The 21898-nt window shown below is 47.4% G+C and carries 15 protein-coding genes and 1 tRNA gene; 13 read left to right on the plus strand and 3 right to left on the minus strand.

Annotated elements, in window-relative coordinates; genetic code table 11:
• The first annotated feature begins 384 nt into the window (after positions 1-384).
• From AAKU64_RS13095 to AAKU64_RS13105, 3 genes are all read left to right on the plus strand, one after another.
• Positions 385-2718, plus strand: a complete 2334-nt coding sequence (locus AAKU64_RS13095; protein ID WP_354332541.1) for a DNA translocase FtsK — start codon at positions 385-387, stop codon at positions 2716-2718.
• 116 nt (positions 2719-2834) lie between these two features.
• On the plus strand, positions 2835-3491 hold the full coding sequence (gene lolA / locus AAKU64_RS13100; protein WP_354332583.1) for an outer membrane lipoprotein chaperone LolA: 657 nt from the start codon (positions 2835-2837) through the stop codon (positions 3489-3491).
• A gap of 5 nt (positions 3492-3496) precedes the next feature.
• The gene (locus tag AAKU64_RS13105; protein WP_354332540.1) at positions 3497-4801 is read left to right on the plus strand and encodes a replication-associated recombination protein A; all 1305 of its coding nucleotides are present in this window, start codon (positions 3497-3499) and stop codon (positions 4799-4801) included.
• 333 nt (positions 4802-5134) lie between these two features.
• Here the strand turns inward: AAKU64_RS13105 and AAKU64_RS13110 are convergent, their stop codons facing one another.
• Entirely contained in the window at positions 5135-5977 is an 843-nt protein-coding gene (locus tag AAKU64_RS13110; RefSeq protein WP_354362227.1) for a DUF2145 domain-containing protein, read from the minus strand.
• Positions 5974-6420 carry a hypothetical protein gene (locus AAKU64_RS13115; protein WP_354332537.1) on the minus strand — a complete coding sequence of 149 codons (447 nt, stop codon included), beginning with the start codon at positions 6418-6420 and terminating at the stop codon, positions 5974-5976. Before AAKU64_RS13115 ends, AAKU64_RS13110 begins: the two co-directional genes overlap by 4 nt.
• Before the next feature lie 414 nt (positions 6421-6834).
• Between AAKU64_RS13115 and serS the strand changes: the two genes are divergently transcribed.
• From serS to AAKU64_RS13135, 4 genes are all read left to right on the plus strand, one after another.
• Positions 6835-8133, plus strand: a complete 1299-nt coding sequence (gene serS / locus AAKU64_RS13120; RefSeq protein ID WP_354332535.1) for a serine--tRNA ligase — start codon at positions 6835-6837, stop codon at positions 8131-8133.
• Positions 8134-8555: 422 nt separating this feature from the next.
• The gene (locus AAKU64_RS13125; protein WP_354332533.1) at positions 8556-9443 is read left to right on the plus strand and encodes a hypothetical protein; all 888 of its coding nucleotides are present in this window, start codon (positions 8556-8558) and stop codon (positions 9441-9443) included.
• A gap of 54 nt (positions 9444-9497) precedes the next feature.
• Positions 9498-10823, plus strand: a complete 1326-nt coding sequence (locus tag AAKU64_RS13130) for a choice-of-anchor X domain-containing protein (RefSeq protein ID WP_354332532.1) — start codon at positions 9498-9500, stop codon at positions 10821-10823.
• A gap of 74 nt (positions 10824-10897) precedes the next feature.
• Positions 10898-10987, plus strand: a tRNA-Ser gene (locus AAKU64_RS13135).
• A 517-nt stretch (positions 10988-11504) separates the two neighbouring features.
• Here the strand turns inward: AAKU64_RS13135 and AAKU64_RS13140 are convergent.
• Positions 11505-12038, minus strand: coding sequence for a peroxiredoxin (locus AAKU64_RS13140; protein WP_354332530.1), 534 nt, complete (start codon positions 12036-12038; stop codon positions 11505-11507).
• 731 nt (positions 12039-12769) lie between these two features.
• Between AAKU64_RS13140 and AAKU64_RS13145 the strand changes: the two genes are divergently transcribed.
• From AAKU64_RS13145 to AAKU64_RS13170, 6 genes are all read left to right on the plus strand, one after another.
• Positions 12770-15595, plus strand: a complete 2826-nt coding sequence (locus tag AAKU64_RS13145) for a diguanylate cyclase (RefSeq protein ID WP_354362228.1) — start codon at positions 12770-12772, stop codon at positions 15593-15595.
• 306 nt (positions 15596-15901) lie between these two features.
• Complete coding sequence (locus AAKU64_RS13150; protein ID WP_354332526.1) at positions 15902-16588, plus strand: paraquat-inducible protein A; 687 nt, start codon at positions 15902-15904, stop codon at positions 16586-16588.
• Positions 16581-17282, plus strand: coding sequence for a paraquat-inducible protein A (locus AAKU64_RS13155; protein WP_354362229.1), 702 nt, complete (start codon positions 16581-16583; stop codon positions 17280-17282). The genes AAKU64_RS13150 and AAKU64_RS13155 overlap by 8 nt, the downstream gene beginning before the upstream one ends.
• Positions 17275-19023: a PqiB family protein gene (locus tag AAKU64_RS13160; RefSeq protein WP_354362230.1), complete on the plus strand. Its 1749-nt coding sequence runs from the start codon at positions 17275-17277 to the stop codon at positions 19021-19023. The genes AAKU64_RS13155 and AAKU64_RS13160 overlap by 8 nt, the downstream gene beginning before the upstream one ends.
• Positions 19020-19739 (plus strand): PqiC family protein, encoded by a 720-nt coding sequence (locus tag AAKU64_RS13165; protein ID WP_354332520.1) that lies wholly within the window; start codon positions 19020-19022, stop codon positions 19737-19739. Before AAKU64_RS13160 ends, AAKU64_RS13165 begins: the two co-directional genes overlap by 4 nt.
• Positions 19740-20242: 503 nt before the next feature.
• Positions 20243-21850, plus strand: coding sequence for an amidase (locus AAKU64_RS13170; protein WP_354332518.1), 1608 nt, complete (start codon positions 20243-20245; stop codon positions 21848-21850).
• Positions 21851-21898: the final 48 nt, after the last annotated feature.

Consider the following 21898-nt stretch of genomic DNA (forward strand, 5'->3'; position numbering starts at 1 on the left):
TAAGCTGCAGATTGCGACGGAACAGCAAATTTCAATCATATTTGCTGGCGTAGTATTAGCTGATGAATATTAGCTAACTATCAGCCAGCGACTATCTAATTTATCAGTTGACTTTAGTATTTAACTTTCCTACTTAGCTTCTTACCTATCCGTCACGAATAAGTCTTACTTTACCTAGGCAAGATTATAGACGAATAAGCGTTTTTGATTGAATAGCCAGCCGATTGCTTGATTTGCCCTGAGTCGGCACGGTTCTATGATGATGCCTGATTGGCGGCACTTGTCATACATGCTATCTTATGAGTGTTTAATATGTGTTGAATGTATGTTTGACTTGATTGATTTTGATTGAACTTGATTGTAATGGGCTGCTGATTCTGCACTATGACTATTTCCAATAATGAAGCCTATACCCGCAACCGCGATAAAACGCCGGCGCCGCCGTTACCAAATCGGCTAGTAATTTTGCTTATCGAAGCACGCTGGATACTCTTTGCGGCGCTTTGTATTTATCTGATTTTAATTTTATTCACTTACGCCAAACTTGATCCCGCCTGGTCGCACGCCAGTGTTGTTCCGAAAATCCACAATATCGGCGGCAAAGTGGGAGCCTGGGTTGCAGATTTATTTCTATACATCTTTGGCTTATCTGCCTGGTGGTGGAGCGTTGTTCTATGCCGTTTGGTTTGGAAGGATTATCGCCAGCTAACGAATCGTCTGGCAGTCAATGCAGAACAAGACGCTGAACATAGTTATGAAAAATTTATACAGGCAGGCGGATTTTTTCTGCTTATGGCTGGCAGTATGGGAATCGAGTACCTGCGACTGTATTCAATCAAGGCACAATTGCCACGAGCTCCAGGAGGAGTGCTGGGTGAATTGATCGGCAACGCTAGCTTTGCGGCCTTTGGTTTTACCGGATCGACTCTGCTATTGCTCTTATTATTTGCGCTGGGTATCAGCTTATATTTTCATGTCTCCTGGTTGCAGATTGCGGAGAAAATTGGTACTGCTTTAGAAGCGGTCTTTGTTTTTATTGGTAACAAGTATGCCGCGCGTGAAGATCGTAAGGTCGGGCAAACGGCCGCCGTTAAACGTGAAGAAGTTGTCATCGTCGAAAGAGCCAAGATTATTGAGGCACCACCAATACGCATAGAACCACAAGTCGTCAGCGTACAAAAATCTGAACGGGTAGAGAAGGAGCGTCAGGTATCACTGTTTAGCGATATGTTAGACAGCAAATTACCGCCACTGTCGTTGTTGGATGATGCACCGCCGACGCAAGAAACCGTCAGTATAGAAACGCTGGAATTTACCAGCCGTTTAATTGAGAAAAAACTGTCGGACTTTGGTGTTGACGCCAAAGTCGTTGCGGCCTATCCGGGGCCAGTGATTACCCGTTACGAAATTGATCCCGCAACAGGTGTTAAAGGTAGCCAGATTGTTGGCTTGGCGCGTGATCTTGCCCGATCCTTATCTCTGACGTCGATCCGAGTAGTTGAGACCATTCCCGGCAAAAATTATATGGGTTTGGAACTGCCAAACCCTAAGCGCCAAATCGTACGTTTGACCGAAATTCTTGGCTCCAAAGTGTACAACGACAGTGCATCCAGTTTGACGGTCGCGCTGGGTAAAGATATCGGTGGTAATGCCATAGTTGCTGATCTTGCCAAGATGCCGCATTTGCTGGTGGCAGGTACGACTGGTTCCGGTAAGTCGGTCGGTATTAACGCTACGATTTTATCGTTGTTATACAAATCAGATCCGAATGATGTGCGTATGATTTTGATCGATCCTAAGATGTTGGAAATGTCTGTGTATGAAGGTATCCCGCATCTGTTAGCACCGGTAGTAACAGATATGCGTCAGGCTGGACATGCCTTGAACTGGGCGGTTGCAGAGATGGAGCGGCGTTACAAATTAATGTCAAAAATGGGTGTGCGTAATCTGGCCGGTTACAACATCAAAATTGCTGAGGCAGCCAAGCGCGAAGAGTTTATTCCTAATCCGTTTAGCTTAACGCCAGATGCTCCAGAGCCTTTAGAAAAATTACCGACCATTGTCATCATCATCGATGAATTAGCTGATCTGATGATGGTCGTTGGTAAAAAAGTTGAGGAGTTAATTGCCCGTATTGCCCAAAAAGCCCGTGCTGCTGGTTTGCATTTGATTTTAGCCACGCAGCGCCCCTCAGTGGATGTAATTACCGGTTTGATTAAGGCGAATATTCCTACCCGTATCGCGTTCCAGGTGAGTAGCAAAATTGACTCGCGTACGATTCTTGACCAGATGGGGGCAGAGGCATTGCTGGGCATGGGCGATATGCTGTATATGCCGCCCGGCACTGGTTTGCCAATACGCGTCCACGGCGCTTTTGTTTCTGATGACGAAGTGCATCGTGTGGTAACGCATTTGAAAGCGCAAGGGGAACCAAACTACATTGAAGGCATCCTAGAGGGAGGCGTGCTGGAAGAGGGTGGCGAAGTAGGTGCTCCACCAGGTGAGGGCGGTGGTGAGGCCGATGCTCTGTATGATCAGGCGGTCGCGATCGTACTCAAGAATCGTCGTGCTTCTATTTCTTTGGTGCAAAGGCATTTACGCATAGGCTACAATCGCGCCGCCCGCTTGCTAGAGCAGATGGAAACCAGCGGCGTAGTATCCACCATGCAGTCAAATGGTAATCGTGAAATTTTGGTGCCGGCGGGGAATGCCGAATAAATATCTGGACTTCAGCCGATTCGACCGCAGCGACAGAAAGCAGCGGTTCGGCAAGCGGCTACAGCACCAGACAACTAATTAAATCAGTCAGGATTTTTGTGAAACTTTCATTGAAAATGAATACGAATAAAGTAGCTAATAGCGTCACAAAGTTGGTAGCTAGCATGATGTTAAGTGCCAGCATGCTAGTGCCAGTATTAGCCAATGCCAGCGCGATTGAACAATTTAAAGCCTTTGCCACCAATATAAAAAGCGCCAAGGGAGAGTTCCTGCAACAGCAAGTCAAGATGGTGGATGGTGCACCCAAGGTAACTAAAACCTCCAGCGGGATTTTTATTTTCGCTCGCCCTGGCAAATTTATCTGGACCTACCAAAAACCTTACGAGCAAGTCCTGCAAGCGGATGGTGATCAGTTGTTTATCTTCGATAAAGATCTGAGTCAGGTTACGATTAAAAAATTAGGCAATGCATTAGGTGCAAGCCCTGCGGCAATTCTATTTGGTAGCGGTGATCTGGAAAAAAGTTTTACCTTGCGCGAGGTCGGGGTTAAACAAGGTCTGGAGTGGCTTGAAGCTACTCCTAAAGATAAAGATAGTAATTTTGAGCACATCGGCATAGGTATGAAAGATGGTGCGCCCTTAGCTTTGGAGTTACGTGACAGCTTTGGTCAAATCTCTTTGCTGACTTTAAAAAATATTGAAAAAAATCCGACGCTCAAAGCCGATCAATTTAAATTCGTCATACCTGCCGGCGTTGATGTATTACGTCCATGAGCGATATGAGTAGCGTCAGTAAAACGCGCAAAAATCCCGTTCCGCTAGCAGAGCGCATGCGTCCTGCCAATTTGGATGAGGTGATTGGTCAGCAACATCTGCTGAGTGAGGGCAAACCCTTACGAGCGGCGTTTACCTCTGGCGATCCACATTCCATGATTTTATGGGGTCCGCCAGGTGTTGGTAAGACTACGCTGGCAAGGTTGATGGCAAATGCGTTTCACTCAGAATTTATCGCGTTATCTGCAGTATTGTCCGGTGTAAAAGATATACGCGAAGCCGTTGAACGGGCACAAATTTTGCAGGCCACTTCGCAACGCCGTACGATTTTGTTTGTTGATGAAGTCCACCGGTTTAATAAAAGCCAGCAAGACGCTTTTTTGCCGCATGTAGAAAGTGGCTTGTTCACCTTCATCGGTGCTACTACCGAAAATCCCTCGTTTGAAGTCAATAGCGCGCTGTTATCCCGCGCTTCTGTGTACGTTCTCAAATCGCTGACTGACGCTGATCTGGAGGCGATGATAGACAGAGCTTGTGCGCGTGAATTGGATGGCTTGCAATTTCATCCCGATGCCAAGGCAAGTTTGATTAGCAGTGCCGATGGCGATGGTCGAAAATTATTAAACAACCTCGATATCGTGGCCCGTGCTGCCTCTGCAAAAGCGTTGCAAGAAGTTGACACTGCTCTACTGGCCGAGTGTCTAGGGGATGCCTTACGCCGCTTTGATAAAGGTGGCGATGCTTTTTATGATCAGATTTCTGCTCTGCATAAATCAGTACGCGGCTCTAATCCCGATGCCGCTTTGTATTGGATGGTGCGCATGCTGGATGGTGGCGCTGATCCACGTTATCTGGCCCGCCGCATCGTCCGCATGGCAAGTGAAGATATTGGCCTGGCCGATCCGCGCGCTTTACGACTGGCATTGGACGCCGCAGAAACATACGAGCGTCTGGGTTCGCCAGAAGGCGAACTGGCGCTGGCACAAGCGGTGGTCTATCTCGCCTGCGCAGCCAAGTCCAACGCTGTCTACAAAGCGTATAACTTGGTGCGAGCCTTGGTCGCTAAAGACAAATCACGTACCGTGCCAGAGCACCTGCGTAATGCGCCGACCAAGTTGATGAAAGAGCTTGGCTACGGTAAGTTATATCGCTATGCGCATGATGAGCCTGAAGCTTATGCCGCAGGTGAAACTTATTTGCCAGAAGGTTTAGAAGGCGAGTCTTGGTATCAGCCGGTGCCACGTGGGTTAGAGATCAAAATTGCCGAGAAGCTTGCTTATTTGCGATCCTTGGATGCTGCGGAAGAGTGAGCGCATATTGCGTGATGATGGAGCTACGCTGTGTATAAAAGAGTTGGAGCGTCATTCCGACATATTTTAAGCCGGACTCCAGTGACTTTTTGCATCGCAAACTTTAGCTTGAAATTGGCGATACCTATTCGAAGAATAATGACATGGGATGCGGGCTAAGAGCGTGCCGGAATTATATGAAAAGCAATGTATTGTCACAAAAAACTATCTACATTTAATTTGAACATGATTTTCATTTAAATATACTCCCATAGTGTATTTTTTAATCGTCCAATTATAGTATGGACGATACAGTTATTTTAAAAAAATAAATGGGGAGTATATAAAATTCAATCAAGGGTAAGTTAAAACTTGCTGACTGCTAACTGTGTGCCGCTGCTCCAAAAAATGTACGACAGAGTCGACCGTAATCGTGTCAATCTGACCTGCCATACGACGATCAAATGGATGGTCATCAAATGCCACGTTAGCGCGGAACATCCGTGCTCCCAGTCGCGTCATCGCCGGAATATCCAAGGTGCTTGGGTGATAAGCCGCCATCGTCAGCCACGCTTGCGCTTGCGTACGATTATCGATTGGCACATCAGTAGCGCTTGCCGCTGCCAGCAACTCCAGCAACCACTGATTTGAGTTTTGGTACATGGTTGAGAATGGAAATGCCAGCATATTGTAACGGGGTGCATGCAGTTTTCTCGGCATGTCAGAATTTAGCAAGCCGACCAGTTTTTGCTGAAGAGCGGCATCTGGAAACACGATCAAAGTCTCATAGGCAAATGGACTATCCATAAAAAAATTGCCTAAACCTTCGTTGTACAGTTGAGAGTTAGCGGTGCCGCAGTCATTGAGTTCGTGCACGACCAACCATCGTCCTTCAGGATGATCGCGCCATATGATGCCCATGTGTGAGTAGCGTACATGGTACTTAGATAAATCTTGACCAACCCGCGCGATAAGCGCGACTTGCGCGCCGCTGGCGTCCAATGCATTACGGGTTTTTAATGCCAGCTCCATACCTTTCATCAATCCGTTTGCATCCAGCGCCTGATCTTCGCATGAGCGACCAGCGTAGCTATTGGCAGATACGATAAAAGCTAGGCTTAAGAGTAAAAGCTCGGCTTTAAGACCGCGTTTTAGCAGACGATCCAGCAGCCATTTTGATTGATGAGAGAAGTTCATTTCGCGACTGTATGATGGACCAAGCTACGACCAATTTCATTCGGAATAAAGGCAATTGCCTGACCAGAAACCACCAGCATTGTGCCTGCGGATAATGCAGTGACTTCCACCACGGTGCCAGCGGCTACCGACACATTACCCAGCGCTTTACCACTGAGTTTGAGAGTGTAGCTTGCACCATCAGACGCGCCTTTACATACGATGACCACGCCATCTGCCAGTTTTTCTACCGATACGACAAGCAGCGTGCCAGATGCTTTAATGCCTTCTGTCGATCCTTCAACTAATAACGCGCCAGAAAGTACGGATAGGGCAGAAACTCCTGATGGGCCGCAAGAGGGACAACTCGCCGCAGAAGCCGCTGGACTGCTAGCCGCGATAACGCTGCATCCGATCAGCAACGAAAGAAAGTAATTGCGAGTCCGTGTTGATAAGGGTTTCATTATATTGTCCAATCAGGTGTGGAAATCAAAGCCAGACAGCGGGCGGTATTAAAAATAAAGAAGAACTAAGTGCCATCTCAGCACCGAGCCGACGCATTATTGTTTTTAAAAAGTCTGTTGGTCAATTTCGATTTATTTAGCGCTGCTTTCTTATGCCCAAGGTTGCGTAGTTTGATACTTATGGGACTTTAAATGAACGTCCAATGGTTATCGGGGCTTCAAGCCAAAAAACCTCGGTAAGCCCCAGAATCAGTGGGCGAGTAAAATGAAATTTATTACCAAAAAATCTAAGTTGTGGCTGTGCTTGACGATGTTTCACGAAGTTGCAATATTCAAGCTCGCCCTTGGTACAATACGCAGCTCAATTACATTGCGACTATATTGCAATTACTTTTAACCTGGCTCAAGTATTCTATGATCGACATTCAACTCCTCCGCAAAGACATCGACACCGTTGCTGCTCGTCTGGCAACGCGTAAATTTCAATTGGATACTGCGACTTTCAATGCGCTGGAAGGTGAGCGTAAGCAGATACAGATGCGCACTGAAGAGCTGCAAGGTAAGCGTAATTCTCTGTCCAAGCAAATTGGTATGCTTAAAGGCAAAGGCGAAGACGCTTCTGCACAAATGGCAGAAGTTAACAGCATCGCTGAAGAATTAAAAGCGTCAGAAGTTCGTTTAGGCGAAGTACAAGCAGCTATGAGTGACTTCATGCTGGCCATCCCCAATTTGCCTGATGAATCCGTTCCAGTCGGTTTGGATGAAACTGGAAATATCGAAGTTCGACAATTTGGTACGCCTCCTGTGTTTGATTTTGAGGTCAAAGACCACGTCGATATTGGCGCAGCCCTGGGATTGGATTTTGAGGTCGCAGTCAAATTAACCGGCTCACGTTTTACGCTGTTACGCGGTGGTATGGCACGTTTGCATCGCGCCTTAGCGCAATTCATGCTGGACACACAAACGCTGGAACACGGCTACACAGAATGCTACACGCCGTATATCGTCAACGCAGACTCTATGCGTGGTACAGGCCAGTTACCTAAGTTTGAAGAAGATTTATTTGCAGTCAAAAAGGGTGGGCAAGACGGTGAGGGCGAGACCTTGTACCTGATCCCCACAGCAGAAGTATCGTTGACTAACACCGTGCGGGACGAGATTGTTAGCCTGGAGAGTTTGCCGATCAAAATGACGGCGCACACGCCATGCTTCCGTTCCGAAGCCGGTAGTGCCGGGCGGGATACCCGCGGCATGATACGCCAGCATCAGTTTGATAAAGTGGAGTTAGTGCAGATTGCACATCCAGAACAATCCTCCAACGCATTGGAAGAGATGGTCAGTCATGCAGAAGCGATTTTGAAAAAGCTTGGCTTGCCATATCGTGTCATGAGTTTGTGTACAGGCGATATGGGCTTTGGCTCAACTAAGACTTATGATTTAGAAGTCTGGTTGCCAGCGCAAAATACCTATCGTGAGATATCGTCAATTTCTAATATGGGTGCATTCCAGGCGCGTCGTATGCAAGCACGTTTCCGTAATGCACAAGGCAAACCAGAACTGGTACATACCTTAAATGGCTCGGCTTTGGCAGTTGGCCGCACTTTGGTAGCTGTATTAGAAAATTATCAGCAGGCCGATGGCAGCGTACTTATTCCTGAAGTTTTACGTCCGTATATGGGTGGTGTAGAGGCTTTGTTGCCTGCTGCAAAATAAGCTTTTTGGTTTTAAAAAGCGGCTGGGGTGACCGATCATCCCAGCCGCTTTTTTTATTAAGTAAACGATTTTTAATTTGTCTTTGCCCTTGATCGTGCGCACCATAATCTTGCCGCCGCTTATCCTTTTATAGCTGCAATTTTGTGTCATTTTAAATATTAGAGTTTTTCCACTAATATTGTTTTGGCATATCTTTTTCTATTCTATTTCTACTATGTGGCAGGCTAAAAAACCGTGGTTTTTTAGCGCCTAATTTTGTTGCGTTGCAAATTGACAATATGGTGCTGCTATTCAGATACTCCGCTCCGATCAGCTAGCGTTCGATGCAAGGTTCTTCGACTTCGCTGATTAATTTGTTCCCGTTTCTGCATCATGGCTTTCAGGCGTTTTACTTTTCCATGTTTTTACTAGAGGCGATTTAAATGGCGAAATTATTTAGAATTTTTGCAGCACTCTTGTTTGTCTCGCTCAGCGCAATGTCCAGCATTGCCAGCGCGACCAATTACACCTTATGGGTCAATGGTCGCGGCGGTGGCGGCGTGGTGGGTGACTACACCAGCTTCACGTATTGGGGGCCATCTGCGACCGCTGCGGGCATCAATAAAAAAGCAGTTAACTGGGATGGCTATAACAGTATTGCTTCCCAAAATGGCAAAATCCGCGACGCACTTGATTGCTTCTGTACTGGGTCTAACTGGTGCTACGTAGCGACCCACAGCGCTGGCGATTTGATGATGGGTTACACCTTAGCAAACTACGGTGGCTCAGCCAGAACCAAGAAAAACGCCGTCGCTAATGCCTCCGGCCAATGTGGTGATGCAGGTAGCGGTACGCAAGTCGGCTGGAACATCAAGTGGGTGCGAACGGCGGCAGGGGCGGGTGGCGGATCAGAATTATCCGATGTCGGATCGTGGGCAGTGTCCGAGCCTCTGGTTAAGGATTTAAAGACCACCACCGCACGCGCCATGTACAACCATAACGATACCCACAATGTCTGGTTCTACATGTATGCAGGCGCCAAGGGGACGGTCTATTCCGCGATATTGCCGGGTCAGGACGACGAGGCTGTGGCATACCATAGTTCAGGCGGTGTATCAGGCAGCTCGGGTGCCGCATTTTGTAATCCGAGCGACTGGTTCTGTAATGACCTGACCTTAGGCACCGCGGCCAACGAGGGCGGTAGCGTGAAGTGGAGTTATCACTCAGTATCGTTCCGCGATGATGCCGAAGCATACAACCACTACTCGAATAGTAATTGGCAAGGCGTCATCTCTCTGGTACGAGCGGATATGGTCAGTAACGCAATTTGATCACGATGCGAAGCTAACAATTTAGGTCAACTTATCTGAAGATTTGATCAAACGATGCGATCTAAAAAAGTAAGCTCCTCGCACAAGTCAGGGGCGACTTCAAACTCGGCGCAATCTGCCAATCAACCGGGTTGGTTGCGTCGGTATTGGCAAGCCCTGGCTGTATCACTAGCGCTTATACTAGTTGCTTTGGTCTGGTGGCTTTCTGGCGGTACAGAATCCAGCATGGCAGCCACATTAGCCAACCAAGCCAATAGCAATTTTTTAAAAACGCCGGGCGGTCCCGACGGTGCTTCTTTATTAGCGTTAAACAACAACCACGACCAACGTCTGGCGGCTTTGACTAAGCAAGTTGAATTGGCAGATCAGACTTTATGCAGCTACCGCAACAGCACAAAATACCCACAAGGATCACGTCCCATCGCCGAAAACCCTGATCAGGTTTACCCAAATCAGCCTGTGCAAGAAAAACGGGCGATGCACAAAGAAAACGGTCAGACTGATGGACATGTCCAAATCGAGACTACGCAGTCACGGATTTTTTTAGCTAGTCGTGAGAGCGTCATGTTTACCGTAAAAGCGATGGACGAGGACGGCAATGTTCTTCCATTATTTGTCACGCGTGCAGTCGCACGTGGACTGACATTTCAAGGCGCGCGAGAAGCGCCCCAAATCCCTGTCGCCTTTAGTGACGATGGCAATAATGGCGATGCAGTCGCTGGCGATAATATGTTTTCTGGCGTATTGACGCCTGCTACCACAGGCTTAGCCCAGTTCAATGGCACCATTCGTTTAGAGCTTAAATATAATGTCGGCGATCGTTCTGGCGTACTGTTTTTCGATGTCATCTATTCACCAGAAGTCCCCGCAACCTGGGCCAGTTCGGTGCGCGAAGCAGTCGAGCAGGGTTCACTAAATTTTTATCTCAAAGCCGACGTACGCGAAGCAGGGCGCTATGTCGTTACCGGACGCATCGATGATGCTAAAGGCAAGCCATATGCACTTGTAACGTTTAACGATCTTTTGCCGCAAGGCGCAACCGAGGTCAAGTTAACCGTCTTCGGCAAACTGATGCGCGACCAATCGCCCACCTTCCCATTAACCCTCAGAGATATCGACGCTTATCTGCTGAAAGAAAACGCAGACCCTGATCGTGCTTTAATGTCGCGCATTGTCGGCCCTGCCTATGTATCTAAAATGCATACTGCACAAAATTTCTCAGATGAAGAATGGCAAAGCGAAGAGCGTTCACGCTATCTTAACGAGTTTGGCAAAGACTTAGAGCAAGCAAAAAATGCGTTACTAGAGCTAAATCCGGCAATGTCAAAAACATCGCTACCGAAAAGCGACTGCACCAAGGCTTTAGAAACTAAGCCATGATGCGCGTCTATCAAAGCCAGATAAAGTTTGCTATAATCCGCGACTTGCCTAGTGCCAGAGCACTGAGCAAAACCGGAGAAGTGGCAGAGTGGTTGAATGTACCTGACTCGAAATCAGGCGTACGTGCAAACGTATCGGGGGTTCGAATCCCTCCTTCTCCGCCAAACATACAAAAGCCCTTGATTCATCAAGGGCTTTTTTGTTTGGATTTCTCTTATGGCGGCACTCATAAGGGAGCCTCTTCAACTGAGGTCAATATGAAAATCGCTTGCAGAATCAACAATCACGCCATATCGAGTATTGCTACCATCATCAGTTTTCTATTAAGAGCCTTCGCAAAGAATGCCAAGTTTCTCTTCACACAAAATACCAGCTATTGCCAAAGAGATATCATTACCCATTTTCGCTGTGATTGTAAAAATAAGTCAGGTGTGAGTATGAATCAAAACAAAAACGATTCACTCCATCAAATTTAATGACGAGATGTGACGATAAAAAATGAGTACTTCTGAAGTCTTCTGCGGACACTAGTGTTTGACGTTGTTGCACCCGACGTTTTAAGTGTACCTAATTCGTAATATAAAAGTTTTTCATGGTCTTGGAATATGCTCCCGTTGAGGTGCCTTAGAATTGGCTCCATAAAAGCAGAGCCTGATTTTTCCAGACCCTGCTTTTCTTTGCTTAATTAGTTGCTTTCCACTTTTTCAATGCTTCCAAGGTATTCGTTACATGTTTATCTGGAGCCAGGTCCGTGAATGAGTAAATCACTTTGTTATTAGGCGTAATCACGTAAGAAGTGCGGTTGGCGTATTCTGGTTTCATGACGAGAATTGCATCATAGGATTTCATGATCTTTTGATCTGTGTCGGCGGCGACGGCAAATTTGCTGGCACATTCGCTGACCGAAAACTTGTCTAAAGTTTTGATGTCATCATGAGAAACCCCAACGACAGTTGCGCCAAGGGCACGATATTGCTCCACCGATTCTGCAAATAGATGCGCCTCAATCGAGCACCCTTGAGTGAAGGCTGCTGGATAAAAATACAGCACAACAGGTCCTTTTTTAAGTGAATCAGCGAGTGAAAAGGTAAATTCTTTTCCGCCCAAAGATGCCTGGGTTGTGAAGTTTGGCGCGGCATCTCCGACACTTAACGCAGCATACGCTGGTGCTGCAATTGCAGTAGCCAGCATAGCGCAGGCAATAACTGTTTTCATGAATGTTCCCTTAGGGGTTGAAAAGCAAGGTGATGTGAAAGTGGAATTTTGTCAAATCGCTAGAGTCATTGCCGTAACAAGCTTGCCAGTGACCCAACAATAGATGGACTATTTTAGCGAAATTTTAAAAACGCATACGACGAGCGTCAATAATCATTTAATCGGTAACGATTTGATCGGATTATTTGGTGTGGGATATTTTTTTAGCCATTTTCTTATATCTTCCTGGCATTTTATAATCTGCTAATTAAAATACTCCCCTTAATTTTTATTAAAATCATCTTGCAAGGCAGTATTTATATGGATAATAATAAATACATATAGGGAGTATATTTTCTAAGTGCGTTGTTATTGATTTGCGTCAACATATAAACCTGTTTAATCTTCAAGACTGTTCGCCTGCAAAAAAGCAGATTAAATCGCCCGTACTGATTTTTTGTGTCGAAATATGGTGCTGCTTTCTGCCTGCACTGCTCAAGTCACATTTCGGATTTAGTTGAGTTTGTTGTTTATTCATTGATATGACAGTTCTCTTACAGCTAGTAGGCCAGAATAATTCGTGCAAGTGAGTGTTATTTGTTGTGCCATAGAATATGATCAGGCTTACCGCGCGAGACAAATAGTGCGGCCCTGCATAACTATTTAGTGAATAGCTATTTGTTCTATGCCGAATCGGCAGCAAGCGTTTCACATCATCGTGACTGACCATAAAATCTAAGTGAAATTGACGAATGGAAATTCTTGTACTGGATGAAGAAGTCGCCAAGTTAGAGGTCAGCCTGTTGGCCTCGCGTGTACCCAGCCAACTTCTAGATTTGCTTGAACTTTCTTGGCATTTGCGTCAGCGTGATGCGGCGCGGGCAATTTCTCTGGCTTCTGAGGTGGAGGCTTTGAGCAAAATTGCGGATATTCCCCATGCCGAACGCAATAGAATTCTTGGTCGCCTCGACCTGATTCGTGGCGAAGTGAAGTGGTTATTTGCCGAGCTTGATGTTGCTGAGGCGACGGTGGAGCGCGCTTTACTTTTGTTTAAAGGTTTGGATGACGCGATCGGATGTGCCGATGCACATTGGTTGCTGGCGTTAATCATCGCAGACCGTAGCGATCCCAATCGTCGTGATGCCGAGTTGGAACTGGCATTGGCGGATGCGCGCCGCGCTGGCGATAGCTTGCGATCCGATTTGATGGAAGCCACGATGGCGCGCTTTGCCGTGTTTCGTGATTTACACAATGCTCAGGCGCGCTGGGGAACGCGGTTTGGTTCTGATCTCAGTAATTTGCATCCTGGTCTTGCTACCTGGGTTTATGATTATCTGGGACTGATCGCTTTCCAAATCAGTGATTTTGAATCTGCCGCGACCTACCGTTTGCAAATGTACGAAAACGCGATGATTACCGGGCAAGTGCAAAGGATCATCATTGCTGCCACGAATGTTGGCTGCTGCTTTAATAATCTCAATGATTATCAGGGTGCATTGGAATGGATGAAACGCGGTCTGGAAATGGCGCGACCAACTGGTTGGCCAGCCAGTATCGGGCTGGGTTTGATACAAACTGCAGACACCTTACGTCACCTTGGGCGGCTAAAAGCGGCGCATGATTTATTGCTGGAGGCGCTGACGATTCTGATCCCGCTGTCTGGTTCGCGTACGTACGCAATCACGCTGGAATATATGGGTGATGTCGCGCTGGATCGCGGAGATTATATTGTTGCGCTTGATACTTTCCTTGAGTTGGAACGACGTGCCACTGCCTTAAATCAATCCGACATACAAACCATTGCTTTGCGCGGTCAGTCGCATGCTCAATTACATTTGGGGCGACCCGAAGAAGCTTTAGCTGCCGGACTAGCATCGCTGGCGCTGGCGGTCGAGCAGCGTAATGGGTTTAACCAGATTGATGCTTTACGCGTGCTGGCGCAAATACATGCACATCATTCTTTGCCAATATCCGATCCGATTTCTACGCCGACCACAGCACCAACTGCCGCTTTGTATTATCTGAACCGGGCATTGGATGTTGCTGCCACGATTGATGGATATACTGTGCCCGGTAGTTTGCTCGATGAGATTGCGCGCGAGCATGCCAATATCGGCGATACGGCTCAAGCCTATGCTATCGCAGTGAAAGCCATTGCCGCCCGCGAGAAAACTAATAGCGCTGATGCGACTAACCGTGCTGCTGCAATGCAGATCAGTCATCAGACTGAGCGCGCCCACGCCGAGGCGCAATATCATCAAGAACTGGCAATGTCTGAGGCAAAGCGGGCAGAGGCTTTGCAACAAACTAGTCTGACGCTTGAGCGTTTGAGTGCGATTGGTCAGGAAATCACAGCACATTTAGATGCAAACGCAGTTTTTCAAACGCTGTATAAGCATGTTCATGGCTTACTTGATGCGATGCATTTTTCGATATTTTTAATGGAGCCAGATGGCGTTAATTTTAGCTGCGCTTTTGGTATTGAAGACGGGCAGCCGTTGCCAGCGCTGCGCGGCCCAATATCGCATCCAAGTTCCAATGTCGCTAAGTGCGCGCGCGAGCGGGTAGAGGTCATCAGAGAGCAGGCGTCGCAAGGATATAACCCGAATCAGATTCCCGGCACGCGTACTTCCTCTAGCGCCTTATTTTTTCCTTTAACCATAGGGCAGCGTTTGTTAGGTGTAATGTCGATTCAATCACCGCAGACTCAGGCATATGCAGAGCGCGAGCGTTTGATCTTTCGTACTTTGTGCGCGTATGGCGCGATTGCGCTAGAGAATGCGACAGCCTACCGGCAACTAGAGGCAACCTTAAAGACGCTGCGTGATACTCAATCCCAATTGGTCGATAAAAATATTGAACTGGAACATGCTTACCGGGAGCAGCAGCAAGCCAGCCTTACTGATCCGCTGACAGGTTTACGTAACCGGCGCTTTTTGTTGCAGCATATCGATAACGATGTTGCGATGACTTTACGTCGCAACAAAAAGCGTCTGCAACGTGCAGCAGCAGAGATGCCCGCCGATATTGATCTGGTGTTTTTTATGATTGACATCGATCATTTCAAGTTGATCAATGATAAATATGGTCATGCAGCAGGTGATCTGGTTTTAGTGCAGATGCGGGAACGCTTACAAAAAGTGGCACGCGAAACCGATTACATTATTCGTTGGGGCGGTGAAGAGTTTTTGCTGGTAGCGCGCGGCACTGACCGCAGCGAGGCAAAAATAATTGCAGAACGCTTGCGTGCTGCGGTCAGTAGTCTGGCATTTGACTTGGCAGATGGCGTCAAAATCGCAAAGACCTGTTCGGTTGGCTTCGCCTGTTTTCCTTTTTTACCGGAGCATCCTCGACAGTTAAGCTGGTCACAGGTAGTGGAGTTGGCAGATATTGGTTTGTACCACGCCAAACAAAGTGGTCGTGACGCTTGGGTAGGAATGTATGCGACTATGCAATCCAATCCTGAGGGATTATTTCATCGTATAACGCATGATACTGAGCAAGCTTTACGCAGTGGCGAAATGCATGCTGTGAGTAGTGTAAAAAATGCGTTGACGATGAAGACGCTGACCGGATAAAAGGTTGCCATTTTTTTGCGTCAGCAGAAAGGACAAAAAAGCTCAAGACCTTTCACGATAGAGGCATAGAGGAGCAACCAATGCAGAGAAAAGTGCTGATTTTCTCTTTACCTCTTTGGTGAGAGATTTGGATTTTTGTGTAAATTCTATGAATATTTGTATTCATCATTTACAGTCCGATTGTAAGTCCTATTGCCAGTCCCATTGTCGCTAGCAATTTTCGGGTTTGTCGGCAATAATTGATTGCCTTATCAGCAGTCGCGGCTTATCTACATACTTACCCACAATGCAGCAATAGCAAGGACGATGAACACATCCACTTCGCCAGTCAAGCAAACTAATATTAAGCAAACTGCTGTCAAGCTCATTGTCTGTCACGAATGTGACCTGATTTGTCGTGACCTGGAGCTGGTCGTTGGCGAGACGGCTAGTTGTCCTCGTTGCCAGGCCATGCTTTACAGAAATAGCCGCGCTACGTTAGATCAGGCGCTGGCGATTGCGGTGACATCGGCGATTTTGCTGCTGATATTAAATAGCTTTCCGCTACTCACACTCAAGGTGCAGCAAGCCACTAACAATACAACTTTGTTTCATGCCGCTTTATCGATGTGGAACGATGGGATGCACGCGATATCAATCCTGGTTGTCGTCACAACGATGCTGGCTCCGGCCTTGCAAATCATGATGGCTTTGTATGTTTTATATTCATTAAAATTTGGCGATCCAGATAAAGCCGTCGGGGCACCTATGCGGTTTTTACAGAAGCTGCGTCCCTGGAGCATGGTAGAAGTATTTATGCTGGGGTTGCTGGTGTCGCTAGTCAAACTGCAACACATGGCAGATATTATTATTGGCCCTGCCTTGTGGTCATGTGCCGCAATGATCTGTGTGAGTGCGGGACTGACATCTATTCTGACGCCGCGCAATGTATGGGTATGGGCACATCAGCAAAGCACAAGATTGACCTCTGCTGATGAGGTCAAGCATGTCTGAACATGATGTGGCTGGTGCTGTTGGTGCTATTAATGCAGTTGTTGCCGCAGGTGCCGTGCCAGCAGCAAACCTGTTGGGTAAAAACGGTGCCGCGGCTCACCTTGTGAGTTGCGATATCTGCGAAACTTTGTGTTCGACCAAATATGCATCGTTTACGCATTGCCCATGCTGTGGTGCGTCTTTGCATTTGCGTGATAAAGATAGTCTGGCAAAATCTGCGGCTTATCTTTTGGCTGCGGCTATTTTGTATATCCCCGCTAATTTATTGCCTGTCATGCATACCGAAACCATCTTCGGCGGACAAGACGACACTATTATGAGCGGGGTATTATTGTTGCTAGAAACTGGCTCCTGGCCGTTGGCTCTGCTGGTCTTTTTTGCCAGCATCATGGTACCTATGCTGAAGCTATTTTCAATCAGCTTATTATTGCTGACTTGCTGGAGAAAATCGACTTCAAATCCATTACCTCGCACCCAGTTATTTCGACTTATTGAGGCGGTTGGTCGTTGGTCGATGTTGGATGTGTATGTGGTGACTGTGCTGGTTGCGCTGGTGCAGTTTCAGTCGCTTGCCTCGGTGCATCCGGGTGGTGGTGCGTTAGCCTTTGGTGCTGTTGTCGTGTTGACGATGCTGTCGGCGCAAAGCTTTGATTCTCGTTTAATTTGGTCTGCTATAGAAACTTCTCATGAGTGATCCAACATCAGAAAAACCAGATAGCGCAGGTGGTGCAAGTGTTCCCCCAGCGGCTAAGCCAATAGCCAGTCAGCAGGCAGCAAATCCGCAGTCTGGATCTGAGCCTGCAATCACCACAAATTCTGCAGATATCCCCAATGTCAAAGTGAGGCAACGTCGTCGTTTGCCTTCCTTCGTTTGGGCAGTCCCGATTATTGCAGCGCTGATTGGTATTTGGTTAGTCGTACATAGCGTTACCAGTCAGGGGCCAGTGATTACGATTAGCTTTAAATCTGCAGAGGGCTTAGAGGCGGGCAAAACTAAAATTCGCTACAAAGATGTGGATGTAGGCCATGTCACTGCAATTACCTTATCGTCGGATCGCAAGCGCGTGCTGGTATCGGCTCAATTGATCAAAAGTGCCTCCGATATTTTAGCGACCGACACACGTTTCTTTGTAGTCAAACCACGTATCTCCGGTGGCTCAGTATCGGGCTTAAGCACGCTGTTATCCGGTAACTATATTAGTGTTGATGTCGGTGTAGCAGAAGCGACGACGGATGAGTTTGTGGGTCTGGAAGAGCCGCCCCTGGTGACCCGTGACTCTGCCGGTCACGAGTTCGTATTACGTGGGACTCAGACTGGCTCGGTCAATTATGGATCGCCGATTTTTTTCCGGCATATTAACGCCGGACATGTCACCAAATTTACGCTGGATCAAGATGGTAAGGGCGTCACGATCAGAGTATTTATTGATGCACCTTATGATCAATATGTGACCGCAGATACGCGCTTCTGGCATGCCAGCGGGGTGGATATGCAACTCGATGCAAATGGCCTGCGTATCACCACAGAGTCACTGACATCGCTGATCGAAGGTGGCTTGGCCTTCCAGGATCATGATGATGCGCTGCCAGGGGGTAAGCCTGCATTTGAAGGCTCAATTTTTACCTTGTTTGAAGACAGAGAACAAGCGATGCGTGCACCGGATACCAAGGTGCGTAATTTCTTGATGTACTTCCCTGAATCCTTGCGCGGTTTATCAAAAGGTGCACCAGTGGATTTGCGCGGTATTGTCATCGGCGAGGTCAAATCGGTGGGCGTAGAGTTTTCCGACAATGGTCGGGTGCCACGCTTCCCAGTCGAGGTTAATATATTCCCAGATCGCCTCAGGTCCAGAGTCAGATCAGGTACTAAACCACCCGATGATGATACCGAGGCAAAAGAGCGCGCTCTGGTCGATCATTTATTGGCCAGCGGTTTGCGTGCCCAATTGCGCAGCGGTAGTTTGCTCACAGGACAACTCTATATCGCGTTGGATTTTTTCCCGGATGCAAAACCCGCCAAAATGGATTGGAGCACCGCATACCCAGTACTGCCAACAGTCGGCGGCGGCTTAGGCGAGATTCAGGATACCGTTGGTCGTATCGCTAAAAAAATCGATAAGCTGCCGATGGAGCAAATGTCTGCTCAGCTCGTACAGGCTTTAGAAAAACTTAACACCACACTAGCCAGTACCGAAAAACTGGTGCGTCGTCTGGATACCGACGTTACGCCAGAACTCACTTCCACCTTAAAAGAAGCGAAGGCAACTCTGGCCAATGCCAATGCAATCTTGGCTGAGGATGCACCTTTGCAGCAAGACGTGCGCGAATCCTTAAAACAAGTCGCCAAATCTGCCCGAGCCTTGGCTAATCTGGCCGATATGTTAGAGCGCCATCCTGACGCGCTGCTCTTTGGCAAACAAAAGGTAAAGCCATGATGAAGAAAAATATGATGAGTAAAATAATGATGGCTGAAGTGTTGGTCAGCAGAACCGTGGCTTCGGTTTTAAATATTCAGGACCGCAAAGCGCAAGCATCAAAAATCATTTTGACGCTTTTTACCTTAGCGCTCACAGCATGTGCCACGCCCTACACCGAGCGTTACTATCAACTTACTTATCCGCTCAATAATACAAGCGGTGCACAGACTGACGACGCTAACGCCGCCAAAATCACCTATGAGTTAATCGTGGCTGATGTGCGTATTCCGGATTCGATCAACAGAAACCAATTGGTCGTGCAAAAATCGGCGACAGAATCGGTCATCTCAGATGATCAGCGTTGGGTCGCATTACTAGACGAGCAGATTGGGCAGGCGGTAGTTGCCAATCTACGAAGCCAGTTGCCTGGGGCGTGGATTGCAAACAGGGTTACTGTCAGCAATACCAGTGCAGCGGGACAAAATTTGCCGCGCTACCATTTGGCTATACAAGTAGCCCAGCTATTGATACAGAGCGGAGATAAGGTGACATTAGAGGCAATCTGGATACTACAGGATGGCAGTAAAAATACACTCAAGCGCGAGCGTACTGTCATCACCGTCCCTGTCAGCGGTGCAGGTTACGACCCGATTGCGCCCGCTGTGTCTGAGTCAGTCCGGCAATTATCCGAGCAAATAGCCAAAGGTATGTTAGCTGCCAGAGCGACTCAATAGCATTGTTGCAGGTATCTCGGTTAAATAAATTCTTTGAGCTGCGTTTACTCGTCTCTATTGAATATACTCCCCATTATTTTTTACTAATCTGCCTTGTAGGGCAGTAATTGATTGGACGATTAAATTATACTAATTGGGAGTATAGGAAATATTTGTATGAATTAAACTCCGTCGAAGGGTGGAAATCATATGTAAACTAGAATACTTATACGTGTCGTCAGGCGTATTTCTAACGTTAGAGCAGACTGCATTCTTCTTCTTCATCCCCTTTAATAACTCGCTTAATACTTCGCTAAAAATAAAATTTGTAGAAGTCATTTTCAGTTCGACGATGCATAAAACACTCTAATGGAATCCGGTCAAATTGAACTGAAATAAAAAGACGATACGTCTTCGTTTAACAATATAGTTGTTAAGTATATTTTTTATCTGCGACTTATCTTGCCTGACCTAAGTTAAGAAGGTTTTTGATGGGTTTGTTCTATCTCTAACTGGAGTAATCTATGCATCGTCGGAATTTTATGAAGTTGAGTGTAATCGCCAGCGCCGCTAGTGTCGCTGATGTCGTTAGTGCTTCTGGCACACTTGCTGCGCCTCCAGCAATAGCGGCTGAAAAAGCTCATAACATCGTTGAAGCCAGCATCGCTGACCTGCAAGCGGCAATGACTGCGGGATCGCTGACATCAAAAAAACTAGTCACTGAATACTTAGCGCGGATCAAAGCCGTCGATAAAGCGGGTCCGACTTTAAACGCAATTATTGAACTCAATCCGGATGCACTAGCCATCGCCGATGTCCTGGATCGTGAGCGCGAAGCTAAAGGGCCGCGCGGCCCTTTGCATGGTATTCCTGTGCTGCTCAAAGACAATATTGCTACTGCCGATAAAATGCAGACCACTGCAGGATCGCTGGCGCTGGTCGGCGCCAAGGCGCCACGCGATGCTTTTTTAGTCGCCAGATTGCGTGAAGCCGGTGCAGTAATTCTCGGTAAAACTAATCTGAGTGAATGGGCAAATATGCGGTCTACCCGTTCCACCTCTGGCTGGAGCGCACGCGGTGGTTTGACCAAAAACCCGTATGCATTAGACCGTAATACCAGTGGCTCCAGCTCTGGCTCCGGTGCGGCAGTTGCCGCTAGCCTTGTCGCTATTGCAGTAGGTACAGAGACAGACGGATCGATCACTTCACCAGCATCGATTTGTGGACTGGTCGGTATCAAACCAACTCTGGGGCTGATCAGTCGTGATGGCATTGTCCCTATCGCCCATTCGCAAGATACCGCCGGACCAATGACACGCTCAGTCAGCGATGCCGCGTTAATGTTAACCGCCATGACCGGCGTCGATACGCATGATGCTGCGACGGCAGCTAGTACCGGCAAGGCAGTTGACTACGCAAAATATCTGAATGCAGATGGTTTAAAAGGCGCACGTATCGGCGTCGCGCGTAATGCGATGGGTGGCAATATGCGCCTACAGCCAATTGTTGATGCAGCTTTGGCGGTAATGAAAGCCAAAGGTGCCATTCTGATCGATGTTGAAGTACCTAATATGAGTAAATATGGTGATTCAGAATTAGAGGTTTTACTGTACGAACTGAAAACCGATCTAAATAAATATTTGGCAGAATTTGGTGTTGGTGCTCCGGTCAAAACCTTAAAAGATGTGATCGCGTTTAATGAGCAACATCGTGATAAGGAGATGCCTTATTTTGATCAGGAACTGTTGATCCGTGCAGAAGCCAAAGCCGGACTGGACAGCAAAGAGTATCTCGATGCCTTAGAAAATAATCATCGATATTCACGCCAAGAGGGTATCGATAAAGTCATGAACGAGAACAAACTAGACGCACTATTTGCCCTGACAGGCGGCCCGGCATGGTTGACCGATTATATTAATGGCGATCATTCTGGCGACAGCTTCTCATCACCGGCAGCGGTTGCTGGGTATCCGCACATTACGGTGCCTGCTGGATTTTTTAATGGTTTGCCGATTGGAGTGTCGTTTGTCGCGGGCGCCTATGCAGAACCAACTCTGATTAAACTAGCCTACGCGTTTGAGCAAGCGACCAAGCATCGCCGCGCACCTGCGTATTTAAAATATATCGCATAGAGTTATCGCAAATAGTGATTGGCAAGCTGGAGCTAATAATCAAATGAA

The sequence above is a fragment of the Undibacterium sp. GrIS 1.8 genome, from assembly GCF_040544445.1.
Taxonomy (GTDB): Bacteria; Pseudomonadota; Gammaproteobacteria; order Burkholderiales; family Burkholderiaceae_D; genus Undibacterium.